The following is an 18,623-nucleotide window of genomic DNA, read 5'->3' on the forward strand; positions in this document are numbered from 1 at the left end:
GCGTGGACTCGCCGGGAACGAACACGACGAACGACGGGAGGGAGGATGAGCGGAACGACGGTCGACGCCGCCGAGTACGTCCCGGTGGATCGCTGGCGACGACTGGGCCGGATCGACGCGATCCGAAAGCGGGTCAAGCGGATCGCGATCGGGGCGGGAGTCGTCTTCCTCGGCTTGACCCTGGTGCCGTCTCGCGGGGACCTGTCGCTGCTGGTCACGGCGATACGCCTGCTCTCGCTGTTGACCGGCGTCTCCGCGTGGTCGGTGAGCGAGGCGCTCGGGACGGCGACCGACGACGAGGACGGCGACGGCTCCGCCCTCGCGGCGGTCGGGGTCCTCGTCCTCGTGGCGCTGGCGTGGGGCGCCGAGCGCTCCGATGCAGGGTCGATACTCTGGCGGCTCCTCCTGGGCGAGACGGCGACGGCCGTGAGCGACTCCGGCGTCGGTGGGATGGGCACGGACGTCGGGACTGGATCGGCGGACAGCCCAGTCACGGAGCGAAACGTGGATGGGGAGTCGCGACCCGCCGGGACCCCCCTCGGGCTACTGCTCGTGTTCCTCATCGGCGGCGCGGTGATCCTGTCGTCGTGGCCTCGAGCGGGAGGGTTCGAGTCGGGGGGACTGGCCGTGTTCCTGCTGCTGACGGCGGTCGTCGGGGGCGTTGTGGGACTGTTCGCGGGACTCTCGCTGCAGTGATCGGGGGACGCGGCGACCGGGGCGACGGCGGATCGTGGACACGGTCGACCGTTCCCTTTCGGTCGGTGGCTGACGCCGGAGCGTGGCGGATCGCCGCCGGACGTCGGGAGTGCTCCGAAAAAACTTCATCCCCGACGGCGTAGCGTCGCGTATGGCCCAGCAACTCGAACTGGCGAGCGAAGAACTGCGCGCCGCGGCCGACTTGGCCGACGGCGACGAACAGGACCGACTGGAAACACAGGCCGACAGCCTGGCCGACCTGGTGGAGACGGGGGCGGACCACGGCCGCCTGGCGCGCCACGAGAACGCGCTCCGGGAGGTCGAAGCGGCGACCGGCGACGAGGTCGGCGAACACATCCAGGCGGCGATGGACGCCATCACCGAACACCGGAAGACCCTCGACGGGGTGTGAGTCACCGTGCGGGTCGTTCCCGAACCCCTCCGCTTCGAGTGGAGATCGACCCGCCGGCTCAACAGACGTTCTTCGGTTTGATACCCATGGATTCGAGCGTCTCGACGTAGTCCTCGTAGGTCGCCTCGACGACGGCCGTCGCGGCGCTCCGGGCGCGGTCCCAGTCCGCGTCCGAGTCACAGCGGTCGTCGAGCGCGGCGACGATTCGATCCCGGTCGGCGTCGGCCTCGTCCCGGAGGTCACGGAAGGTGCCGGCCGTCGAGGGGTCGGCGTCGCCGACGAAGAAACCGACCATCTGGCCGACCGTCCGGTCGAGGACGAGCGAGTGGCCGAGGGCGCCCCCGAGGCGCGCGACGGGGTCGTCGAACCCGGCGAGCGTCCCGTAGGTCCGGCGGTCGGCGGGGTCGGCGTCGGCGTCGACGGTGTCGGCCCGGTCCGTGGCCGTGTCCGCGAGGTCGGCGAAGAGGTCCGCGGTCCCGCCGTCGGCCGCCCAGGCCTCGAACCGTTCGGCGGCCGCCGACGCGTCCGCCGCCGCCGCGGCGCGGACCGTCGAACCGGTCATCTCCCCCTCCGTCAGCGCGTAGAGCCACTTCGAGGAGCCGAGCCGCGAGAGCTCCGTCTCCAAGTCGTCTGTCAGCGTCTCGACGAGCGTCGTGCCGTCCATGGACCGCGGTACGAGGGGGGCCCGTTTGTATGCATCGCCAGCGGCTCGCCGTCCCGTACCGCTCCCGTCGCTACCCGGTGGACGGTCGAAAGAACGTGAGGACGGTGTGGCCGTGAGCGGCTAGTCGCCGCTGCCCTTCTCCGCGGCTCGCTACCGCTCGCCGCTCCGCTGCGAGGCCGACTAGTCGTCGGCCTCGCCTTTCTCGACCGGGGCACCGACGAGGTTGCCCCACTCGGTCCAGGAGCCGTCGTAGTTGATGGTGTCCTCGTAGCCGAGGAGTTCGTGGAGCGCGAACCAGGCGACCGAGGATCGTTCGCCGATCCGGCAGTAGGCGACGGTCGTCCCCTCGCCGTCGATGCCTTCCTCGGCGTAGAGGTCCTGGATCTCCTCGCGGGTCTTGAACGTGCCGTCGTCGTTGGTGACGGCGGCCCACGAGATGTTCTTCGCGCCGGGGATGTGGCCGCCGCGCTGGGCGGTCTCCTGCAGTCCCGGGGGCGCGAGGATCTCGCCGGAGAACTCCTCGGGGCTTCGGACGTCCACGAGCGGAAGGCCGCGCTCGATGGCGTTCTCGACGTCCTCGCGGTAGGCGCGGATGCTCTCGCGGGGGCCGGACGCCTCGTAGTCGACCGCGGAGAACTCGGGGACCTCCTCGGTGAGCGGATAGTCGTTCTCGAGCCAGTAGTCGCGGCCGCCGTCCATCAGGCGGACGTCGTCGTGGCCGTAGTACTTGAACTGCCAGTAGGTGTAGGCCGCGAACCAGTTGGAGTTGTCCCCGTACAGGACGACGGTGGAGTCCTCGGAGATGCCGTGGCTCCCCAGGAGGTCCTCGAAGTCCTCCTTCGAGAGGATGTCGCGCGTCGTCTGGTCCTGCAGCTGAGTCTCCCAGTTGAAGCCGATGGCGCCGGGCGCGTGACCATCGTCGTAGGCCTCGGTGTCGACGTCGACCTCCACGAGCCGGTGGTCCGGATCGTCGCTCTGGAAGGCGTCCAGGTGGTCGTCCACCCAGTCCGCCGACACCAGAACGTCTTTCGCGTACGCTGAGTCTGACATAGCAACAGTCGTTACGACACCCTCCCCTATAATCCCCACACTGACGGCAGAGGCGGCCATTCCTCCACCGAAGCGGAAAATATTGCAGCATCTACCGGGACCGAGCGGTTCAATGCGGGGACTACCCCGACTGACGGGCGTCGGGCGAGCGGTGAACCGGCAAATATTGTCTCGGTATGGGACGGGCGCCGAAGCGCCGTCACTAAATCCGACGGGCCTGTAGCGGCGGGTATGAACGAGGACATCGTCGTCACCCCGGAGTGGCTCGCCGCCAACCGCGACGAGGTGCGGGTGGTCGACGTGCGCGACGCCTGGGAGTTCGACGGCATCGGTCACGTGCCCGGCGCGGTCAACGTCCCCTTCGACCGGTTCCGGAGCGAGGCGGGCGACGAGGGGATGCTCCCCGGAGCGGCACACTGGACGGAGCTGATGGAGGCGGCGGGAATCGACGCGGACGACCGGCTGGTCGCCTACGACGACGAACACGGCGTCTTCGCGGCCCGGTTCCTGGTGACGGCGTTGCTGTACGGCCACCGCGACTGGCACCTGCTCGACGGCGACTTCAGTGCGTGGAACCGGGAATACGAGACGACGACGGAAGCGACAGAGGTGGCGCCGTCGAGTTACGAGGTGCGGGAGCCGGAGTCCTCGCCGCTGGTGGATTTCGAGACGGTGCGGGCGGCACTCGACACCGAGGCCGTCATCGTCGACACGCGGGAGGAGTGGGAGTACGAGGAGGGACACCTCCCGGGCGCGGTACAGCTCGACTGGCGGGAACTCGTCGACGAGGAGAGCCGGGGGCTGAAATCCCGCGGGGAACTGGAGTCGCTACTGGCCGACCGGGGGATCACGAGCGACCGACGGATCGTCCTCTACTGCAACACGGCCCGGCGCATCAGCCACACGTACGTCGTCCTCAGACACCTGGGATACGAACGGGTCGACTTCTACGAGGGCAGTCTCACCGAGTGGAACGAGCGGGGCGGACCGCTGGAGGGAAGCGAGGTCGAGTGACCGTAGGGAACGAGGCCTCGGATCGGAGCGGGGAGCGGGAGCGAACCGCGGAGAAAGGCGACGCCGAGTGAGCGGGAGCGAACGAGCCCTCGAATCGATCCGGCACGTGCTACTCCTCCCCGACGTGGACGTCGTTGAGTTCCGTGGAGAGGAGTTCCGCCGTCTCGACGACGAGGCCGACGACGAGCGGGCCGGCGATGACCCCGACGGCACCGACCGTCAGGAGGCCGCCGACGAAGCCGACGAAATAGAGGCTCCCGGGCAGGTCGGCGGTTTCACGCGACAGCCGGGGGCGGATCACCACGTCGGGAAGCCAGGCCACGAGGAGGGACCCGGTGACGAACACTAGGAGGGCCTGGGACGGGTCGCCCGACGCCAGGTGGACGAGAGCGAGGACGGCGATCAGGATCGATGGTCCGATCACTGGGAGGAACTGCAGGATGGCCGCGAGGACGGCGAGCGTGAGGAAGTAGGGGTAACCGAGCAGAAAAAAGAGCACGAGCGCGACGGCGAAAGTGCCGACGGCCGTCGCCGCCTGCAGGACGTAGATACCGAAGAGGGTGGCGCGGGTCCGTCGACTCAGCGCCCGGACCACGTCGCGGTAGCCGGCCGGAACGACCGCGAGGGTCGCCCGGTGCGTGTCGGCCGGGCGGGAGAGGAGGGCGAACAGCACCATTCCGAACACCGTCAGCTTGAGGGCGAGGACGGGGGCGACGACGGCGAAAGATCGGGCGAGCTGACGGCCGAAGGAGACGGCGACGGTCCGGGCCTGTGAGAGGGTGACGCTCGCCGAGAGCCCGTAGAGTTCCACCGAGAGAGTCGGTGGGAGCGCCGCGAGGAAGGCGACGATGGCGTCGATGCGGGTGACGACCACCAACACCGGCGGCGCGGCGAGGACGACGACGGCGAGGGCGGCCACGAGCGTCGTGACGAAGCTGGCCCGCCACAGCGAGAACCCTCGGCGGGTCAGCTCCTCGCGGAGGGGAAAGAGGAGGTAGGCGACGGTGATGGCGAAAAAGACCGTCGCGAGCACGTCAGCGAGGAGGGCGCCGGCGACGAGCGCCAGGAGGGCGAGGAGCGCACCCAGGACGTATCGACGTTGGAGGGTCACGCCGTCACCTGCGGCGGGCGCAATGAAAGTCGTTTCCCAGCCGCCGACCGGGGCGGGCCCGGAACCGCGTCGGCGAGCCATCGAAGAACGGACGGACACGCGGAAACACCGCTCCTTTACCGCGGGAGAGCGAGGTGGGGGTATGGTCGGCGCGACGCGGCGGTTCAGGTTGGCCGACACCGCCCAGCAGATCGTCGGGGGGTTCCTCCTAGCGGGCCCGTTCGTCGTCACGGAGGAGGTGTGGACGCTGGCCGCCGACATGACGTGGATACAGGCGCTGGCGACCGTCGGGATCGTCCTCGCGATCGGGTACGGGACGCTCTACAAGGCCGACGACCGGGACCCCGACAGCGAGTCCGAGGTCGGTGGCGTGCCGCTCCGGTTCGTCTCCCTGATCCTCGTCTCCTACTGCTCGGTGCTCGTCCTCGCCCTGTCGTTCGGGGCGCCCGGGACGTTCCTCGACGGGGAGGCGGGGCGGACGGTCGGAGTCGGCGGCCTCACCGTCGCGGTCGGTACCATCGAAGTGACGCTCAAGGCCGTCAGCGTCGGCGCGGTGTTCAGCGTCATCGGCGCCGCGACGGCCGATTCGCTGTTCTGATCGTCCGTGGCGGCCACCCGCAGTCTTAAGTCCGTTCGGTCGGAGAGACGGGTATGGATTACACGCTCGCCATCGACGGCGCGCCGGAGACGATTCCCGGCGGGACGGGTATCCTCCTGTTGCACCCGAGCATCGGCGAGACCGACCGCATCGACACCGACTTTCTGAAGACCGACACGGACAACTTCCTCGTCGTTTCGACCCGGACCACCGCTCGCGAGGTCGAACAGAAGCTCGAACACTACGACGTCGACGAGTCCCGGGCGGACATCCTGGATACGCTCTCCGTCGAACGGGGCTACTCCCGACGCCCCTCGGACCGCGTCCACTACGTCGCCTCGCCGGACGACCTCGACGGCATCGTCGCCAAGACGGAGGCCTTCCTGGGGAGCCACGAGGGGAAACGGCGGGTGAGCGTCGACTCGCTCACCGAGATGGCGTACTACGCGGACGAGGACCGGGTGTACGAGGCGACGAAACAGCTCCTCGATCTGCTGGCGGAGTACGACGCAGTCGGCCTGTTCCACCTCTCGAAGGAGGTCCACGACGAGGCGACGCTGACCCGCTTTCGCGAACTGTTCGACGGCGTCCTCGATCTGGGGGTCGACGGCGACGTCACCGCGACGTTCGACACCTGACGGGTCATACTGTTCATTGTAAGTCAGTGCCGGTGGTTCGCCAGGAGTCCGGCGAACCACCGGTGAACAGTTACAATAATCCGTATCAGTCGACGGGCCCCTCGCTCAGTTTCTCGAAGGTCGTCGCCGCCCACCGGACGGCGTACTCGGGGCCGTAGTCCACGTAGGCGGTCGTATCCAGGGCCGCGAAGGGGGCGGGCAGGTCCAGTCCGTGCTTGATCGCCGAGCAGGCCAGTTCGGTCGCGTCGGCGAACTCCGTCTCCCCGCGGGCGACCGCGCCGGGGAGGTCCGCGACGCGGCCCCGGAGGCTGTCGCCGGCGTCGGCCCACGCGTCGTGGAGGCGGGGCTGGTCGTCGTCCCAGTCGGCGAAGATCGGTCGGGTCCGGCGGCCGAGCCACCCCTCGTAGAGCGCCGCCGCGATCTGGTAGACCGCCGCGGGTCCGAGCGGGATCGCCGCGTCGAGGTCGGGGTACGCGTCCCCGAAGAAGGGGAGAAACGACTCGGGCACGTCGAGACCGATCCGGACGAACGCCTCCGCGAGGAGAAACTCGAGGAAGGCGTCCGGCGTACCCGCCGCACGGGCCTTCACGAGGACGGTCGGGGGGACGGTCTGGCGGGTCCACATCACCGTCCCGTCGCCCGGGAGGCCGACGGTAAAGTCCGAACCCGCGTACCGGTGAAGCGGCCGAGGGGCATCCTCGGGCACCCACGATTCGGGGTAGGTCGCTGGATCGAGGGCGTCGACCAGCAACCCGAGGTCCTCGGCCGTCGCCGGCGGCAGCGTCTCGAAGTCGGTGTCGGCGTCGAGGACGATCGAGTCCGGAGCGTGTCGCTCACGGACGGCCTCCAGGTGGTCGGGGAGCGCCCGGCGCTCGAACATCACCCGAGCAGGGCACCCACGACGAGGATAGCCGCGAGGACCGCCGATACGCCGACCGTCGCTACCACGACCTTGGTCGCCTGACTCATACCGGAGGATCGGTGCGGTCCCGCATAAACGTTGTAGTCTCCGTCGCCACGCACTGCGACCTCGGGGAGCGATTTCGACGCCCGACCGGCGAAACACCTTCGTTTCCCGTCCACACGGTTCTCGCTATTAAATCGCTTCGAAGGGGCTCTGAGGGTATACTACAGTTGAAACAAAGGGGTGTGGATCGGTGGCACAGAACGGGAAGAGATGGTGGCACGACGGGACGGTCGGAACGAGCGTCGCTGAGGGGTGGACGGGACGGATAGTCATGAATCCGGCGGAAGGGTTACGCGTCGTCGCGCCAGGTGTCGGCCACCTCGATGACGTAGTGGCCGTCCTCCTGCAGGGAGATGATGCACTCCTGGCGGTCGTACAGTTCCATCAGGTTGAGTTCGTACTGCCCGGGTTCGAGGATCTTGATGCTCTCGAACTGGTCGTTGAGCTCCGCTCGGAGGTCCTCGATCCCCGGCGACTCGTCCGACGTCGGCGGGACGGCGTGGGCGGCGTCGTCGACCGACTGGGGCGGGGACGCGGCGTCGTCGAGCTCGTCGGGCGAGACCACGTCGCTCCGGGCGTCCGCCTGCGCGGTGTCCTCCTCGAGGGCGCTCGGGTCGGACTCGGCCTCGATGAGGTCGTCGTCGGTGCCGGCGGCCGTGTCGTCCGCCGAGGCCGGCGTCGAGTCCGAGGCCGCGCCGGGATCGGCGTCGGCCGATACCGTCCCCCCGGATGTCGACTCCCCGGCCGAGGGCGACGGCGAGGGAGCGGGTGACGTGTCGGCAGTCGTTCCCGTGGACGTTCCGGCGTCGGCGCCGCCACCCCCCGGTTCGTCGCCGAGCGTCGGCGTCTCGGTCGCGGAGTCCGGTTTGAACTGGAACTTGTTCCCCCCGCAGTCGGGACACCCGGAGAGCATCTCCTTGGACCCGTCGGCGAAGACGCGTTCACAGTTCGTACACTGGTGGGGCATTACTTGCGTGAGACGAGGGCGCTGATGAGGTTCTCGTCCTTGTGGAGCGTCTGGATCTGGTTCGCCGGCCCGATGACGGTGAGTTTCTTCGTCGACTCCCGTCCCATCAGCCGGTCGAGGAAGCTCCGGTCCGCGGTCTCGGAGCGGGGGTAGGTCTCGATCTCGATCCCGTTGAACTCGTCGGGGCTGATCTCGGTCATCGTCACCTCGATGAGTTTCGACTCCTCGTCGGGGGAGAGCCCCTCCTCGAGGATGACGATGTTCCCCTCGCGGACGCCGTCGAGGATGAGGCGGATCTTCTCCATACCCGTGAGGTCCTCCATCCGCGCCCCGCTGATGAGGTCGATCTGGACGCCGTCGACGTCTGGCGGAGTTGCTTCAGGCATGATTCATCACCCGAAGTACTCCGCGATCTTGTCGTACACTTCGTCCATGTTGTCGCCTTCCAGCGCCGAGAGCGGGATCGTCTCGTGTTGCGGGAAGGCGTTCTCGATCTGCTTGATGTTCGAGTCCTCGAGGTCCGTCTTGTTCGCGAGGATGAGCACCGGGAGGTCCTGGCTCTCGATGATCCCGATAAGCATCGTGTTCACCTGCGTGAACGGGTCCTCGGTACTGTCGAGGACGTAGATGACGCCGTCGACGTCCTCGCGGAGCCAGTGCATCGCCTCCGCGACCCCCTCGGTCGCCTCGCGGGAGCGACGAACCGCGTCCTCCTCCTCGATGTCGTGTTCGAGGAACTCCTTGTAATCGACCTTCGTCGTGACCCCGGGAGTGTCGACGATGTCGATGGTGACCGTACTCCCGTTGCGCTCGATCTCGACGTTCTCCTTCCGGCGGGCGCGACGGGTCTCGTGGGGGACGTGACTCTCCGGGCCGACGGCGTCCCCCGTCCAGTCGCGTGCGATCCGGTTCGCGAGTGTTGTCTTCCCGGCGTTCGGCGGTCCGTAGATCCCGATGCGCTTGGGATCACTGGCCGAGAACAGTCGATCCGTAACTCGTGTGATGCTGTCTCTGAGTCCTGTGAGCAGTCCCATCCTATCCTCCCGCACCTCCCGTCTACCGCCGCGAGAGGGCGTATGCGGGATGAAGGTCTCCGCGTTCACTTAAGTGTGCGTCAGACAACCATAACCGACCTGTCAGTAGCGGGCGACGTCGGACGGCGAAACGCGCGGGCTACGGCGGACCGCCCGCCGACGAAACCCGGGTGACGGGAACGACCGGCATCACGGGATCGAGACGACGATACTGGCCGCCCCCCACCCCTTCGTTTCGGGTGGAGACGGACAGCCCCGTGGTCGACGGACCGGGTGACAATGGTGGTTCGATGACACGAAGCCGGGTCGATCCCTAGAATCCACACACACTCCTAGTGAAAATAGAGTTGCAGATGGAGTACGGGTATGGTTTAATCGCCTTGTTCTTATAGCTTGCTGTACTAGTAATCCCTTCTCACCCCCACCCCCTCTTTCACCGTTCCACCCGAAACGAAGGGGTGGGGGGGTCCGGCCCGGGCCCGGGTTGCGTCCGTCGGACGAGTGATAGGCGACGACCGGTTTCGCCCGAATCGCCATGCATCGGGCTGCAGACACGCTCTCGCGACTTCCCGGTTGCGAGGACCGACGAGGGGGAAGGTTTTTCTACCGCCTGCTCCTCTGTTTCCCCTGGATCATCTGGACGCGCCGAGGGGTTCGGCGGTGGGAAAAACGACCCGAACCGTCCCGTCTCGGCGCGTCTTCCAGTGGAAACGGCGGGGTTTCACCGAATGGACGCGAACGACTCACCTTCCGACGATCGCTCCGAGGTCGACGCCGAGGAGCACGATCTGGACGCGCCCGCTCGCGACCGGACGAGCGACATCTCCGGCGACGTCGACATCGACGACGTCCTCGAGGACGAGGACGAGGACGAGGACGAGGACGACAACCAGGGACTGTTCGACGACCTCCTCTCCGGCGAGCCGATCTTCGAGAACAAGGAGGTGCTCCGCCCCTCCTACACGCCACACGAACTGCCACACCGGAACGAGCAGATCAATCAGATGGCGACGATCCTCGTCTCGGCGCTGCGGGGGGATACACCCTCGAACATCCTCATCTACGGGAAGACCGGGACGGGCAAGACCGCGAGCGCGAAGTTCGTCAGCAAGGAACTCGAATCGACGTCCCAGAAGTACGACGTCCCCTGCGAGGTCGAGTATATCAACTGCGAGGTGACCGACACCCAGTATCGCGTCCTGGCACAGCTCGCCAACAAGTTCATCGAGAAGAACCGGGACGTCATCGACGGACGGCTCGACGACCTCGCGGCCCTCCGGTCGTCGGTCACGGAGGGTGATCGCACGCTCGCGGACACGCGTTTCGACTCCCTCGACGCCATCGACGAACGAATCGACACGCTCGAAGCCGACCGGGAGGATATGGAGTCCGTCCCCATGACGGGCTGGCCCACCGACCGCGTCTACAGTTCCTTCTTCGAGGCGGTCGACTATCACGAACGCGTCGTCGTCATCATGCTCGACGAAATCGACAAACTGGTCGAGAAGTCCGGCGACGACACGCTCTATAACCTCTCGCGGATGAACTCCGAACTCGACAACTCCCGTATCTCGATCATGGGCATCTCGAACGATCTGAAGTTCACCGACTTCCTCGACCCCCGTGTCAAGTCGAGCCTCGGGGAGGAGGAAATCGTCTTCCCCCCCTACGACGCCAACCAGTTGCGGGACATCCTCCAGCACCGTGCCGACGTTGCCTTCGAGAACGGCGCCCTCACCGAGGACGTCATCCCCCTCTGTGCCGCCTTCGCGGCCCAGGAACACGGCGACGCCCGCCGCGCCCTCGATCTACTCCGGACCGCCGGCGAACTCGCCGAACGCGGACAGGCCAACACCGTCGAGGAGCGACACGTCCGGCAGGCCCAGGACAAGATCGAACTCGACCGGGTCATCGAGGTAGTACGCACCCTCCCTACCCAGTCGAAGATCGTCCTCTTCGCGATCATCCTCCTGGAGAAAAACGGCGTTCACAACATCAACACGGGCGAGGTGTACAACATCTACAAGCGGTTGTGCGAGGAAATCGACGCCGACGTCCTCACCCAGCGGCGCGTCACCGACCTCATCTCCGAACTCGACATGCTCGGCATCGTCAACGCCGTCGTGGTGAGCAAGGGACGCTACGGGCGGACCAAGGAGATCAGCCTCTCGGTTCCCGTCGAGGAGACCGAGGCCGTCCTGCTCTCCGACTCCCGGCTCGGCGACATCGAGAACGCCCAGCCGTTCGTGCAGGCCCGGTTCGACAACTGAGCGTCGTCGCCGACGGGCACTGCGTCGTCGAACGCGCTACCCGATCCGAGCGGCAGCGCTACGGCGTGGGTGCCTGCGCCGCCGGCGACGGCGTCGACACCCGGCGTGGCGTCGTTCGGTCGACCCCCGGTGGGCCTCCGACGGTCGGGGTGTCGACGGTCACGGCTGCGGCGGTCGGTCCCGTCGCCGTGTGGGTCGTCGTCCCGAGGACGGTCCCGGAGACGCCGAGACGCACCCAGCCGAGATACGGGATCCGGACGCGGGCGACCCCGACGATCCACTCCGGCTTGACGGGCTTGCTGATCCCGTTCACCTGGTCGTACGCCCCGTTGTGGTCGCCTTTGGTTACGAACCCGGCGTTCGGTGCCGGACAGTTCGGCACCTCGCCGCAGTCGCTCCCGGTGACGTAGTCGGGGTTCGCGCGGTCGTACCAGTTCTCCCCCTCCTCGACCCAGAACTGTGCGCGGTGGATCACGGGCGGTCCGGCGTCGGCGGGTTCGTCGTAGACGATCACCGACCCGTGGGCCCCGAACTTCCAGTAGCCGACCTCGCGACCCGTCTCACGGGTGACGACGCCCGTCCCTTCGTGGGCGGCGTCGGGTGCGAACCGGCTGGTGTCGGTGATGAAGACCAGGTCGCCTTTCTGCATGTGTGGCTCCATGCTCCCGCTCTCGACGGCGACCATCGGCGGCCACACGCCGCTGATCGCAAAGAGCAACAGTCCGATGGCGACCACGGCACCGACGCTCAGCGCGGTCTCGCGGACGACGAGTCGGAGGCCCTCGTTCCCGGCCACCCGGTCGAGCGGCCCCGCCCGGTCCGACCTCTCGGCGTCGTGGTCCGCCGCCCGATCGGCCAGTCCCGCCGGACCCGGTCCCTCGGCGTCGTGGTCCGCCGCCCGATCGGCCAGTCCCGCCGGACCCGGTCCCTCGGCGTCGTGGTCCGCCTCCCGGTCGGACGGCCGCGGACCGTCGTCGGCACTCATCGGTTGCCGTTTACCGTCACCGGAGTTGAAGCTTCTGGACTCCGGGGGCTTCCAGCATCCTTTTGCCGGCGCTTCCCGTGCCTCCCCTGTGTCCCTCGAGACGCCCGCCCGGATCGCCCGGGAACTCGCCCGCCGTGGCTACAACGCCGAACGGGAAGCGGTGACGCTCCTGGCGGGCGCCGCCGACCCTGCGACGGCCCTCGACGCCGCCGTCGAGTCGGCCCCCGACGACGCGCTCCGACTCACGACCGACCACGTCCGGTCGGCGCTGTCGTCGGCCGACGCCGCTTCCGGGACCGGCGGCGACGACGCGGCCGCCGCCCCTCCGTCCGCCGACGCCATCGACCCCGAACGTCCGGACGCCGCCGCCGACAACACCGCCGTTTCGACTCCACCAGAAAAACCAAAAAATTCCGCGACCGAAAGTAGTTCTCCAGTCGAAACAAAGGGGTCTTCGGAGCTGGATACGGGGTCGGAGTCGGGGACGGCAACCCGCCAACCCCAGCAACCGGACGTCGCCGGCGACATCACCGGCCGGAGTACCGGCACCGGCGAGTACGGGGACTTCGTCTCCGTGTTCCGTGACCGGTACGAGAAGCTCTCGGAACAGCTACGGGGGCGGGTGAACCACCGTCCGGCGTCGGCCATCGACGACATGCCCGGCGGGAGCGACGTGGCCATGATCGGACTGGTGAACGACGTCCGCTCCTCGGCGAACGGCCACTGGATCGTCGAACTCGAGGACACGACCGGGACCTTCCCCTGTCTGATCACGAAGGACCGGGACATCGCCGACCTGGTGGACGAACTCCTCCTCGACGAGTGTGTCGCCGTCGAGGGCACCCTCTCCGACGACGCGGGCATCGTCTTCGTCGACGCGCTCCACTTCCCCGACGTACCCCGGACGCACCGACCGAACACGGCCGACCGGCACGTGCAGGCGGCGCTCGTCTCGGACGTCCACGTCGGCAGCCAGGAGTTCATGGCCGACGCCTGGGAGCGGTTCGCCGACTGGCTCCACACCGATGAGGCCGCGGCCGTCGAGTACCTGTTGCTCGCCGGCGACATGGTCGAGGGGGTCGGCGTCTACCCCGACCAGGACGAGGAACTCGATATCGTCGACATCTACGACCAGTACGAGCGGTTCTCGGAGCATCTCAAGGCGGTCCCCGGCGACATGGAGATCGTGATGATCCCGGGGAACCACGACGCCGTTCGGCTCGCGGAGCCCCAGCCGGCCTTCGACGAGGAGCTCCGGGACATCATGAGCGCCCACGACGCGCGGATCGTCGGCAACCCCTCGACCGTGACCGTCGAGGGCGTCTCGGTTCTGATGTACCACGGCGTCTCGCTCGACGAGGTGATCGCCGAACTCCCCGAGGGGAAGGCGAGCTACGACGACCCCCACCGTGCGATGTACCACCTGCTGAAGAAACGGCACGTCGCCCCGAAGTACGGCGGCCACATGCGCCTGGCTCCCGAGGAGCGGGATTACCTCGTGATCGAGGACGTCCCCGATATCTTCCACACCGGACACGTCCACAAGCTCGGCTACGGGAAGTACCACAACGTCCTCGCGGTCAACAGCGGCTGCTGGCAGGCCCAGACCGCCTTCCAGAAGAGCGTCAACATCGACCCCGACGCCGGCTTCGCCCCCATCGTCGACCTCGACACGCTGAACCTGACGGTCCGGAAGTTCGCCTGACGGCGGCCCTAGGACGGATCGAGCCGGTAGCGAACCGTCGGTTTCCCGTCGAAGGTCGGACCGTGGCCATCGCGTTCGAAGCCCGTCGCCTCGGCGGCCGCCTGGACGCCGTCGTCGCCGCTGATCGCCAGCAGTTCGACGGTCATCCCCTCGTTCGTGGCGAAGCGGACGGGTTCGCCGAGCAGCCGCTCGCAGGCCGTCTCGGTCCCCGCCAACTGTGTCACGTGGACGGTCCCCTCCCGGACGTCGAAGCTGACGAATCCGTCCACGTCGCGGGCGTCGCCGTCGTCGGCGTCGGCGTTCGGCCCCGCGGCCGTCGGTTCGCGCACCGCGACCCGGACCGTCCGGTCGTGGATCAGGTTCCGGATCACGTCGGCCGGCACGTCCGCGATGGCCGAGAGCGCGTCGGCGTCGGCCTCGACCGCGTCGCGCACTTCCATACCCTCACTAGCGGCGGGAGGCGCTTAAACGCTCGCCGTCGTTCCGCCGCTTCGCGGATCGTTGGCGGCGGCGCTCAGTCGTCGCCGGGCGCCTCCGCCGGTTCGACGCCGACGTCTCCACGGCCGACGCCTCGTACTCGGGGATCTTCGCGCGCTCGTCGAGGACGTCGTTGGTGAGGCGGTTGGCCGACGACGCCGCGAAGTGGATCGTCGTCCAGATGGTACCCTCCTTGATGTCGTCGGTCACCTGCGCCGCGACGTCGATCTCGCCGCGCCGCGACCGGGGCGTCACGACGTCGCCGTCGCCGACCCCGTATCGCTCCGCGTCGGTGGGATGGACGTCGACGAAGTTCTCGGGATGCTGACGGTCGAGCGTCGGCGACCGCCTGGTCATCGTCCCCGTGTTGTAATGTTCGATCAGCCGTAAAAGCCCATGGCGTCCGCCCCGTGTTCGTCGCGGATGCGCTCCATCCCGTCGACGATCCGCCCGTAGGCCTCCTCTCACGTCGCCTCGCGGAGGTCGCCGCCGTCCCGGACCATCGGCTCGGTCAGCCGGTCCTCGTGCTCGACCACCTCCGTCGCCGCACCCCCCTCGATGCAGATCCGACCGTCGTTGACCGGCGCGTCCCCCCACGGCACGAACCGCATGTCGTCGGTCACGGCGATGCCACAGCCGACGCCACAGTACGGACGGATGGTCTTCGTCGTCTCTTGTCGGTCGTCCATGGTCGAGTTCCAGAGTGTCATAATACTAACCATACGCACAAAAACACCGGGCTCGCCGGCCAAGCCCGGATCACGCCCCGGAGCGAGTGAACACAGTTATTACCGTCCACCTCGCTACCCCCTGCCATGATTGCGTACCGGTCGGCACCCGCGGAGGCTCCACGATGCGCGTAGTGGCGAAGTTCGGCGGCACCTCGCTGGGCAGCGGTGACCGAATCGAACGCGCGGCCGACACCGTCGCGAAGGCCGTCGCGGAGGGCCACGAGGTCGCCATCGTCGCGAGCGCCATGGGATCGACGACCGACGAACTCTTAGAGGAGATCACCTTCGAGGCCGAGGATCCCGACCGCGCGGAGATCGTCAGCATGGGCGAGCGGACGAGCGTCCGGATGCTGAAGGCGGCGCTGGCCTCCCGCGGCGTCGACGCAACCTTCGTCGAACCCGGATCGGCGGCGTGGCCGATCATCACCGACGAGTACGGCGAGGTCGACGCCGAGGAGACGCTGCAACGCGCCCAGGACCTCGCCGACGACCTCGACAACGTCGTCCCCGTCATCACGGGCTTTCTGGCCCAGACACTCGACGGTAAGGTGACCACGCTCGGGCGCGGCGGCAGCGACACCACGGCCGTGATGCTCGGCAAGTTCATGGACGCCGACGAGGTGGTCATCGTCACCGACGTCGAGGGCGTCATGACCGGCGACCCCCGGGTCGTCGAGGGCGCACGCAACGTCGGCAACATCACCGTCGACGAACTCCGGAACCTCTCCTTCCGGGGCGCCGAGGTTGTCGCCCCCAGCGCCCTCTCCTACAAGGACGAGGACCTGACGGTCAGGGTCGTCCACTACCAGCACGGCGACCTGCTGACCGGCGGCACGAAGATCGAGGGCCAGTTCCAGAACCTCATCGACATGCAGGACGAACCCCTCGCCTGCATCACCGTCGCCGGCCGCGCCCTGCGGAACCGGCCGGGCATCCTCGCCGACCTCACGCAGTCGCTTCGCGACGAGAACATCAACATCGACGCCGTCGCCAGCGGCATGGACTCGGTCACCTTCTACGTCGACGAGGATATCTCCGAGGACGCCGAGTACGTCCTCCACGAACGGGTCGTCGAGGACGAGACCCTCTCCTCGGTGACCGTCGAGAGCCACTTCGCCGTCATCCGGGTCACGGGCGGCGAACTCCCGAACCGCCCCGGGATCATCCTCGATATCGTCCAACCCGTCTCCAAGGCCGGTATCAACATCCACGACCTCATCACCTCGGCCACCTCGGTCGCCATCTTCGTCGACTGGGACGACCGCGAGGAGACGCTCAAAATCGTCCAGGAACAGACGATCTGACCGGCCAGCGCCCCCCTCACCGCCCCTCGTACAGCCGCGTCCCGATCCGCTCGGGCAACCCCGCCTCCCGCACCGCGTCGACGACGGCGTCGACGTCGTACTCGACGCGCCGTTCCTCGACCGCCACCGCCCCGCCACCCGCCCCGTCGGTCAGTTCGACCACCGCGTACCCCGCCCGCCGGTCGCCGTCCCGCGGTTGGCCGACGCTTCCGGGGTTCATCACGACGCCGTCCGCGAAGACGCGGTGGCCCTGGACGTGGGTGTGGCCCGTCACCAGCAGGTCCTCGTCGCCGAGCATCCGCGGCGAGAACTCCTCGGGGTAGGTGTACCGGTCGGGGTCCTCGGGGTGACCGTGGACGAGTTTCACCCGCCCGTCGGCGACGACCCGCTCGGGCGGCAGGTCGGCCAGCCACGACAGGGCGTCGTCGTCGAGGGCCGCGCGGGCGTGATCGACGCCCGCCTTCGCCATCGCGTTGAACCGGAACGCGGTGTCCCGGGCGACCGCGCGGTCGTGGTTCCCCATCACCGTCGGCACCCCCCGCTCCCGGACGGTCGCCACGCAGTCGGCCGGCCAGGGATTGTACCCGACCACGTCGCCCGCACACACGAGGCCGTCGACGCTCGGCATGTCGTCGAGGACGGCTTCGAGCGCGATCCGGTTCCCGTGGATGTCGGAGACGACGCCCAGACGCATGGGCGTCGCTTGCGGTCCCGGTCGGTTAGGCGTTGCCGTCCCCCGACAGGTACGACCTCGCGGCCCGTCGCCGACGCCAGCGAACTCAATCCCCGTTGACGACGGCCGTCTCGACGCCGCCATCGACGGCGACCCCCGCCGCACAGACGGCGTGTTCGAAGTCCAGGTCGTACGCCTCGCGGGCCGCGGCCGCCGCGTCCGCCGCCGCGAACTCGAACGGTCGGGGCCGGTCCTCCTCGTACGTGGCGACGAGGGTCGGTTCGTCGACCCGTTCGACCACCAGCGCGTCCCGGCGGACGATACCCACCGTCGCGGCGTCGTCCGCGACGACCCCCGCGACCCGTGGGGTGTCGTAGTCGTCCTTCTCGTAGTCGAGCGAGAGGAGAGCCGTCGCCAGCGCGTCCCGCGCCGGGTAGCCCAGGTCGAGTTTCTCCGTCACCGGATCGACGTGGGAGCCGTTGCCGAGCACCGCCCGGCCCTCGCTCTCCCGCACGCAGTTGTAGGAGACGTAGGGGTTGTCCGTCTCGGGGGCCTCGGGCGTCGGCGCGACGGTGAGCGTGCCGTCGCGTTCGACGATCCGACGGTTCGGGAACGACCGGGAGGAGACGCGGTAGGCGCCGATTCCCGGTCCGACGACGACGAAGCGGCCGACGTACATACCCGACCCTTTCGCCACCGGCTACCTGGGTCTTTCTCTTCCGGGGCCGCCGAGTGTGGCGTCCCGCGTACCCTCGACCGTGCCGTTCCCACCGACTGAAAACGACGCCCCAGCTTTTCCTTTCGTCTCGTTGACCGTTTTTGGCATGAGTTCGTCGTACGAAACCCTGCTCGGGTCGGAGATGGACGAATCGGGCATCGACGAGTTCCTCAGACGAACCGGCGTTGGGGTGCTCTCGATGAGCGCCGACGGCGTCCCCTACGGCGTCCCGTTGTCGTTCGGCTACGACGGGGAGCACCTCTATTTCCTGTTCGTCGGCCGGTCCGCGGAGCTCAGAAAGGAGACCTACGCCGAGCGGTCCGAGGAGGCGAGTTTCGTCGCCTTCGACGTCGACGCCGACGGGAACTGGCGGAGCGTCATCGTCGCGGGACCGATCGACCGGATCACTCCCGGCGAGTGGGACGCCGCGCGGGCGGCGTTGGCCGACAACGCGTTCGAGTCGGACCTCCTCTCGGCACACGACCTCCGGGAGCATCCCAACGTGTGGGCACTCGACGTCGAGGAACGGTCGGGGCGGGTCGTCGGCTCCGAGTGAGTTTCGCCGTCCCCGCTCGCGACACCCTCACTCGACCCACGACCTCTTTGCCG

22 protein-coding genes and 1 pseudogene are annotated in these 18,623 nt (G+C 68.1%); 9 read left to right on the forward strand and 14 right to left on the reverse strand.

Going from position 1 to position 18,623, the window contains the following annotated elements; all coding sequences use genetic code 11:
* The first annotated feature begins 45 nt into the window (after nt 1-45).
* Nucleotides 46-696 (forward strand): hypothetical protein, encoded by a 651-nt coding sequence (locus NO364_RS15465; protein ID WP_257627976.1) that lies wholly within the window; start codon nt 46-48, stop codon nt 694-696.
* 151 nt (nt 697-847) lie between these two features.
* Nucleotides 848-1,108, forward strand: a complete 261-nt coding sequence (locus tag NO364_RS15470) for a DUF7553 family protein (RefSeq protein WP_157690026.1) — start codon at nt 848-850, stop codon at nt 1,106-1,108.
* A 58-nt stretch (nt 1,109-1,166) separates the two neighbouring features.
* On the opposite strand, the gene NO364_RS15475 is transcribed toward NO364_RS15470, so the two are convergent.
* Together NO364_RS15475 and NO364_RS15480 are read right to left on the reverse strand one after the other, a co-directional pair.
* Nucleotides 1,167-1,772, reverse strand: a complete 606-nt coding sequence (locus NO364_RS15475; RefSeq protein ID WP_257627977.1) for a transcription antitermination protein — start codon at nt 1,770-1,772, stop codon at nt 1,167-1,169.
* Between the two features lie 180 nt (nt 1,773-1,952).
* Nucleotides 1,953-2,822: a sulfurtransferase gene (locus NO364_RS15480; RefSeq protein ID WP_157690024.1), complete on the reverse strand. Its 870-nt coding sequence runs from the start codon at nt 2,820-2,822 to the stop codon at nt 1,953-1,955.
* 231 nt (nt 2,823-3,053) lie between these two features.
* Between NO364_RS15480 and NO364_RS15485 the strand changes: the two genes are divergently transcribed.
* Entirely contained in the window at nt 3,054-3,836 is a 783-nt protein-coding gene (locus NO364_RS15485; protein WP_257627978.1) for a sulfurtransferase, read from the forward strand.
* Between the two features lie 109 nt (nt 3,837-3,945).
* On the opposite strand, the gene NO364_RS15490 is transcribed toward NO364_RS15485, so the two are convergent.
* Nucleotides 3,946-4,947 (reverse strand): AI-2E family transporter, encoded by a 1,002-nt coding sequence (locus NO364_RS15490; protein WP_257627979.1) that lies wholly within the window; start codon nt 4,945-4,947, stop codon nt 3,946-3,948.
* A gap of 142 nt (nt 4,948-5,089) precedes the next feature.
* Between NO364_RS15490 and NO364_RS15495 the strand changes: the two genes are divergently transcribed.
* Both NO364_RS15495 and NO364_RS15500 read left to right on the forward strand, forming a co-directional pair.
* On the forward strand, nt 5,090-5,545 hold the full coding sequence (locus NO364_RS15495) for a DUF2391 family protein (protein ID WP_257627980.1): 456 nt from the start codon (nt 5,090-5,092) through the stop codon (nt 5,543-5,545).
* Nucleotides 5,546-5,598: 53 nt separating this feature from the next.
* On the forward strand, nt 5,599-6,183 hold the full coding sequence (locus NO364_RS15500) for a DUF7090 family protein (RefSeq protein ID WP_157690020.1): 585 nt from the start codon (nt 5,599-5,601) through the stop codon (nt 6,181-6,183).
* 85 nt (nt 6,184-6,268) lie between these two features.
* Here the strand turns inward: NO364_RS15500 and NO364_RS15505 are convergent, their stop codons facing one another.
* From NO364_RS15505 to NO364_RS15520, 5 genes are all read right to left on the reverse strand, one after another.
* Entirely contained in the window at nt 6,269-7,063 is a 795-nt protein-coding gene (locus NO364_RS15505; protein ID WP_157690019.1) for a DUF7089 family protein, read from the reverse strand.
* The gene (locus NO364_RS18420; protein WP_420191796.1) at nt 7,063-7,152 is read right to left on the reverse strand and encodes a hypothetical protein; all 90 of its coding nucleotides are present in this window, start codon (nt 7,150-7,152) and stop codon (nt 7,063-7,065) included. The genes NO364_RS15505 and NO364_RS18420 overlap by 1 nt, the downstream gene beginning before the upstream one ends.
* 287 nt (nt 7,153-7,439) lie before the next feature.
* Nucleotides 7,440-8,117 (reverse strand): OapC/ArvC family zinc-ribbon domain-containing protein, encoded by a 678-nt coding sequence (locus NO364_RS15510; RefSeq protein ID WP_157690018.1) that lies wholly within the window; start codon nt 8,115-8,117, stop codon nt 7,440-7,442.
* On the reverse strand, nt 8,117-8,503 hold the full coding sequence (locus tag NO364_RS15515) for a DUF2073 domain-containing protein (RefSeq protein ID WP_157690017.1): 387 nt from the start codon (nt 8,501-8,503) through the stop codon (nt 8,117-8,119). The genes NO364_RS15510 and NO364_RS15515 overlap by 1 nt, the downstream gene beginning before the upstream one ends.
* Before the next feature lie 6 nt (nt 8,504-8,509).
* Entirely contained in the window at nt 8,510-9,151 is a 642-nt protein-coding gene (locus NO364_RS15520) for an Era-like GTP-binding protein (protein WP_157690016.1), read from the reverse strand.
* Nucleotides 9,152-9,879: 728 nt separating this feature from the next.
* Between NO364_RS15520 and NO364_RS15525 the strand changes: the two genes are divergently transcribed.
* A complete protein-coding gene (locus NO364_RS15525; RefSeq protein WP_257627981.1) occupies nt 9,880-11,421 on the forward strand; it encodes a Cdc6/Cdc18 family protein in 1,542 nt (513 codons plus the stop codon).
* A 58-nt stretch (nt 11,422-11,479) separates the two neighbouring features.
* Here the strand turns inward: NO364_RS15525 and NO364_RS15530 are convergent, their stop codons facing one another.
* Nucleotides 11,480-12,406, reverse strand: a complete 927-nt coding sequence (locus NO364_RS15530; RefSeq protein WP_257627982.1) for a S26 family signal peptidase — start codon at nt 12,404-12,406, stop codon at nt 11,480-11,482.
* 88 nt (nt 12,407-12,494) lie between these two features.
* Between NO364_RS15530 and NO364_RS15535 the strand changes: the two genes are divergently transcribed.
* The gene (locus tag NO364_RS15535; protein WP_257627983.1) at nt 12,495-14,111 is read left to right on the forward strand and encodes a DNA-directed DNA polymerase II small subunit; all 1,617 of its coding nucleotides are present in this window, start codon (nt 12,495-12,497) and stop codon (nt 14,109-14,111) included.
* Nucleotides 14,112-14,119: 8 nt separating this feature from the next.
* On the opposite strand, the gene NO364_RS15540 is transcribed toward NO364_RS15535, so the two are convergent.
* The 3 genes and pseudogenes from NO364_RS15540 to NO364_RS15550 all read right to left on the reverse strand — a co-directional run bounded on the left by NO364_RS15540 (nt 14,120) and on the right by NO364_RS15550 (nt 15,277).
* Nucleotides 14,120-14,551: a hypothetical protein gene (locus NO364_RS15540; protein WP_157690012.1), complete on the reverse strand. Its 432-nt coding sequence runs from the start codon at nt 14,549-14,551 to the stop codon at nt 14,120-14,122.
* Between the two features lie 74 nt (nt 14,552-14,625).
* Nucleotides 14,626-14,975 (reverse strand): annotated as a pseudogene (locus NO364_RS15545) (molybdopterin dinucleotide binding domain-containing protein); the annotation flags it as partial.
* 77 nt (nt 14,976-15,052) lie between these two features.
* Nucleotides 15,053-15,277, reverse strand: coding sequence for a hypothetical protein (locus NO364_RS15550; protein ID WP_257627984.1), 225 nt, complete (start codon nt 15,275-15,277; stop codon nt 15,053-15,055).
* 164 nt (nt 15,278-15,441) lie between these two features.
* Between NO364_RS15550 and NO364_RS15555 the strand changes: the two genes are divergently transcribed.
* Nucleotides 15,442-16,623: an aspartate kinase gene (locus NO364_RS15555; RefSeq protein ID WP_157690010.1), complete on the forward strand. Its 1,182-nt coding sequence runs from the start codon at nt 15,442-15,444 to the stop codon at nt 16,621-16,623.
* A gap of 16 nt (nt 16,624-16,639) precedes the next feature.
* Here the strand turns inward: NO364_RS15555 and NO364_RS15560 are convergent, their stop codons facing one another.
* Together NO364_RS15560 and NO364_RS15565 are read right to left on the reverse strand one after the other, a co-directional pair.
* Nucleotides 16,640-17,317 (reverse strand): metallophosphoesterase family protein, encoded by a 678-nt coding sequence (locus tag NO364_RS15560; RefSeq protein WP_257627985.1) that lies wholly within the window; start codon nt 17,315-17,317, stop codon nt 16,640-16,642.
* 85 nt (nt 17,318-17,402) lie between these two features.
* The gene (locus NO364_RS15565; RefSeq protein WP_257627986.1) at nt 17,403-17,975 is read right to left on the reverse strand and encodes an IMP cyclohydrolase; all 573 of its coding nucleotides are present in this window, start codon (nt 17,973-17,975) and stop codon (nt 17,403-17,405) included.
* Nucleotides 17,976-18,120: 145 nt separating this feature from the next.
* Between NO364_RS15565 and NO364_RS15570 the strand changes: the two genes are divergently transcribed.
* Complete coding sequence (locus NO364_RS15570; RefSeq protein WP_257627987.1) at nt 18,121-18,570, forward strand: pyridoxamine 5'-phosphate oxidase family protein; 450 nt, start codon at nt 18,121-18,123, stop codon at nt 18,568-18,570.
* Nucleotides 18,571-18,623 lie beyond the last annotated feature (53 nt).

Origin of the sequence: Haloplanus salinarum (genome assembly GCF_024498175.1) — an archaeon.
GTDB classification, from domain to species: Archaea; Halobacteriota; Halobacteria; order Halobacteriales; family Haloferacaceae; genus Haloplanus; species Haloplanus salinarum.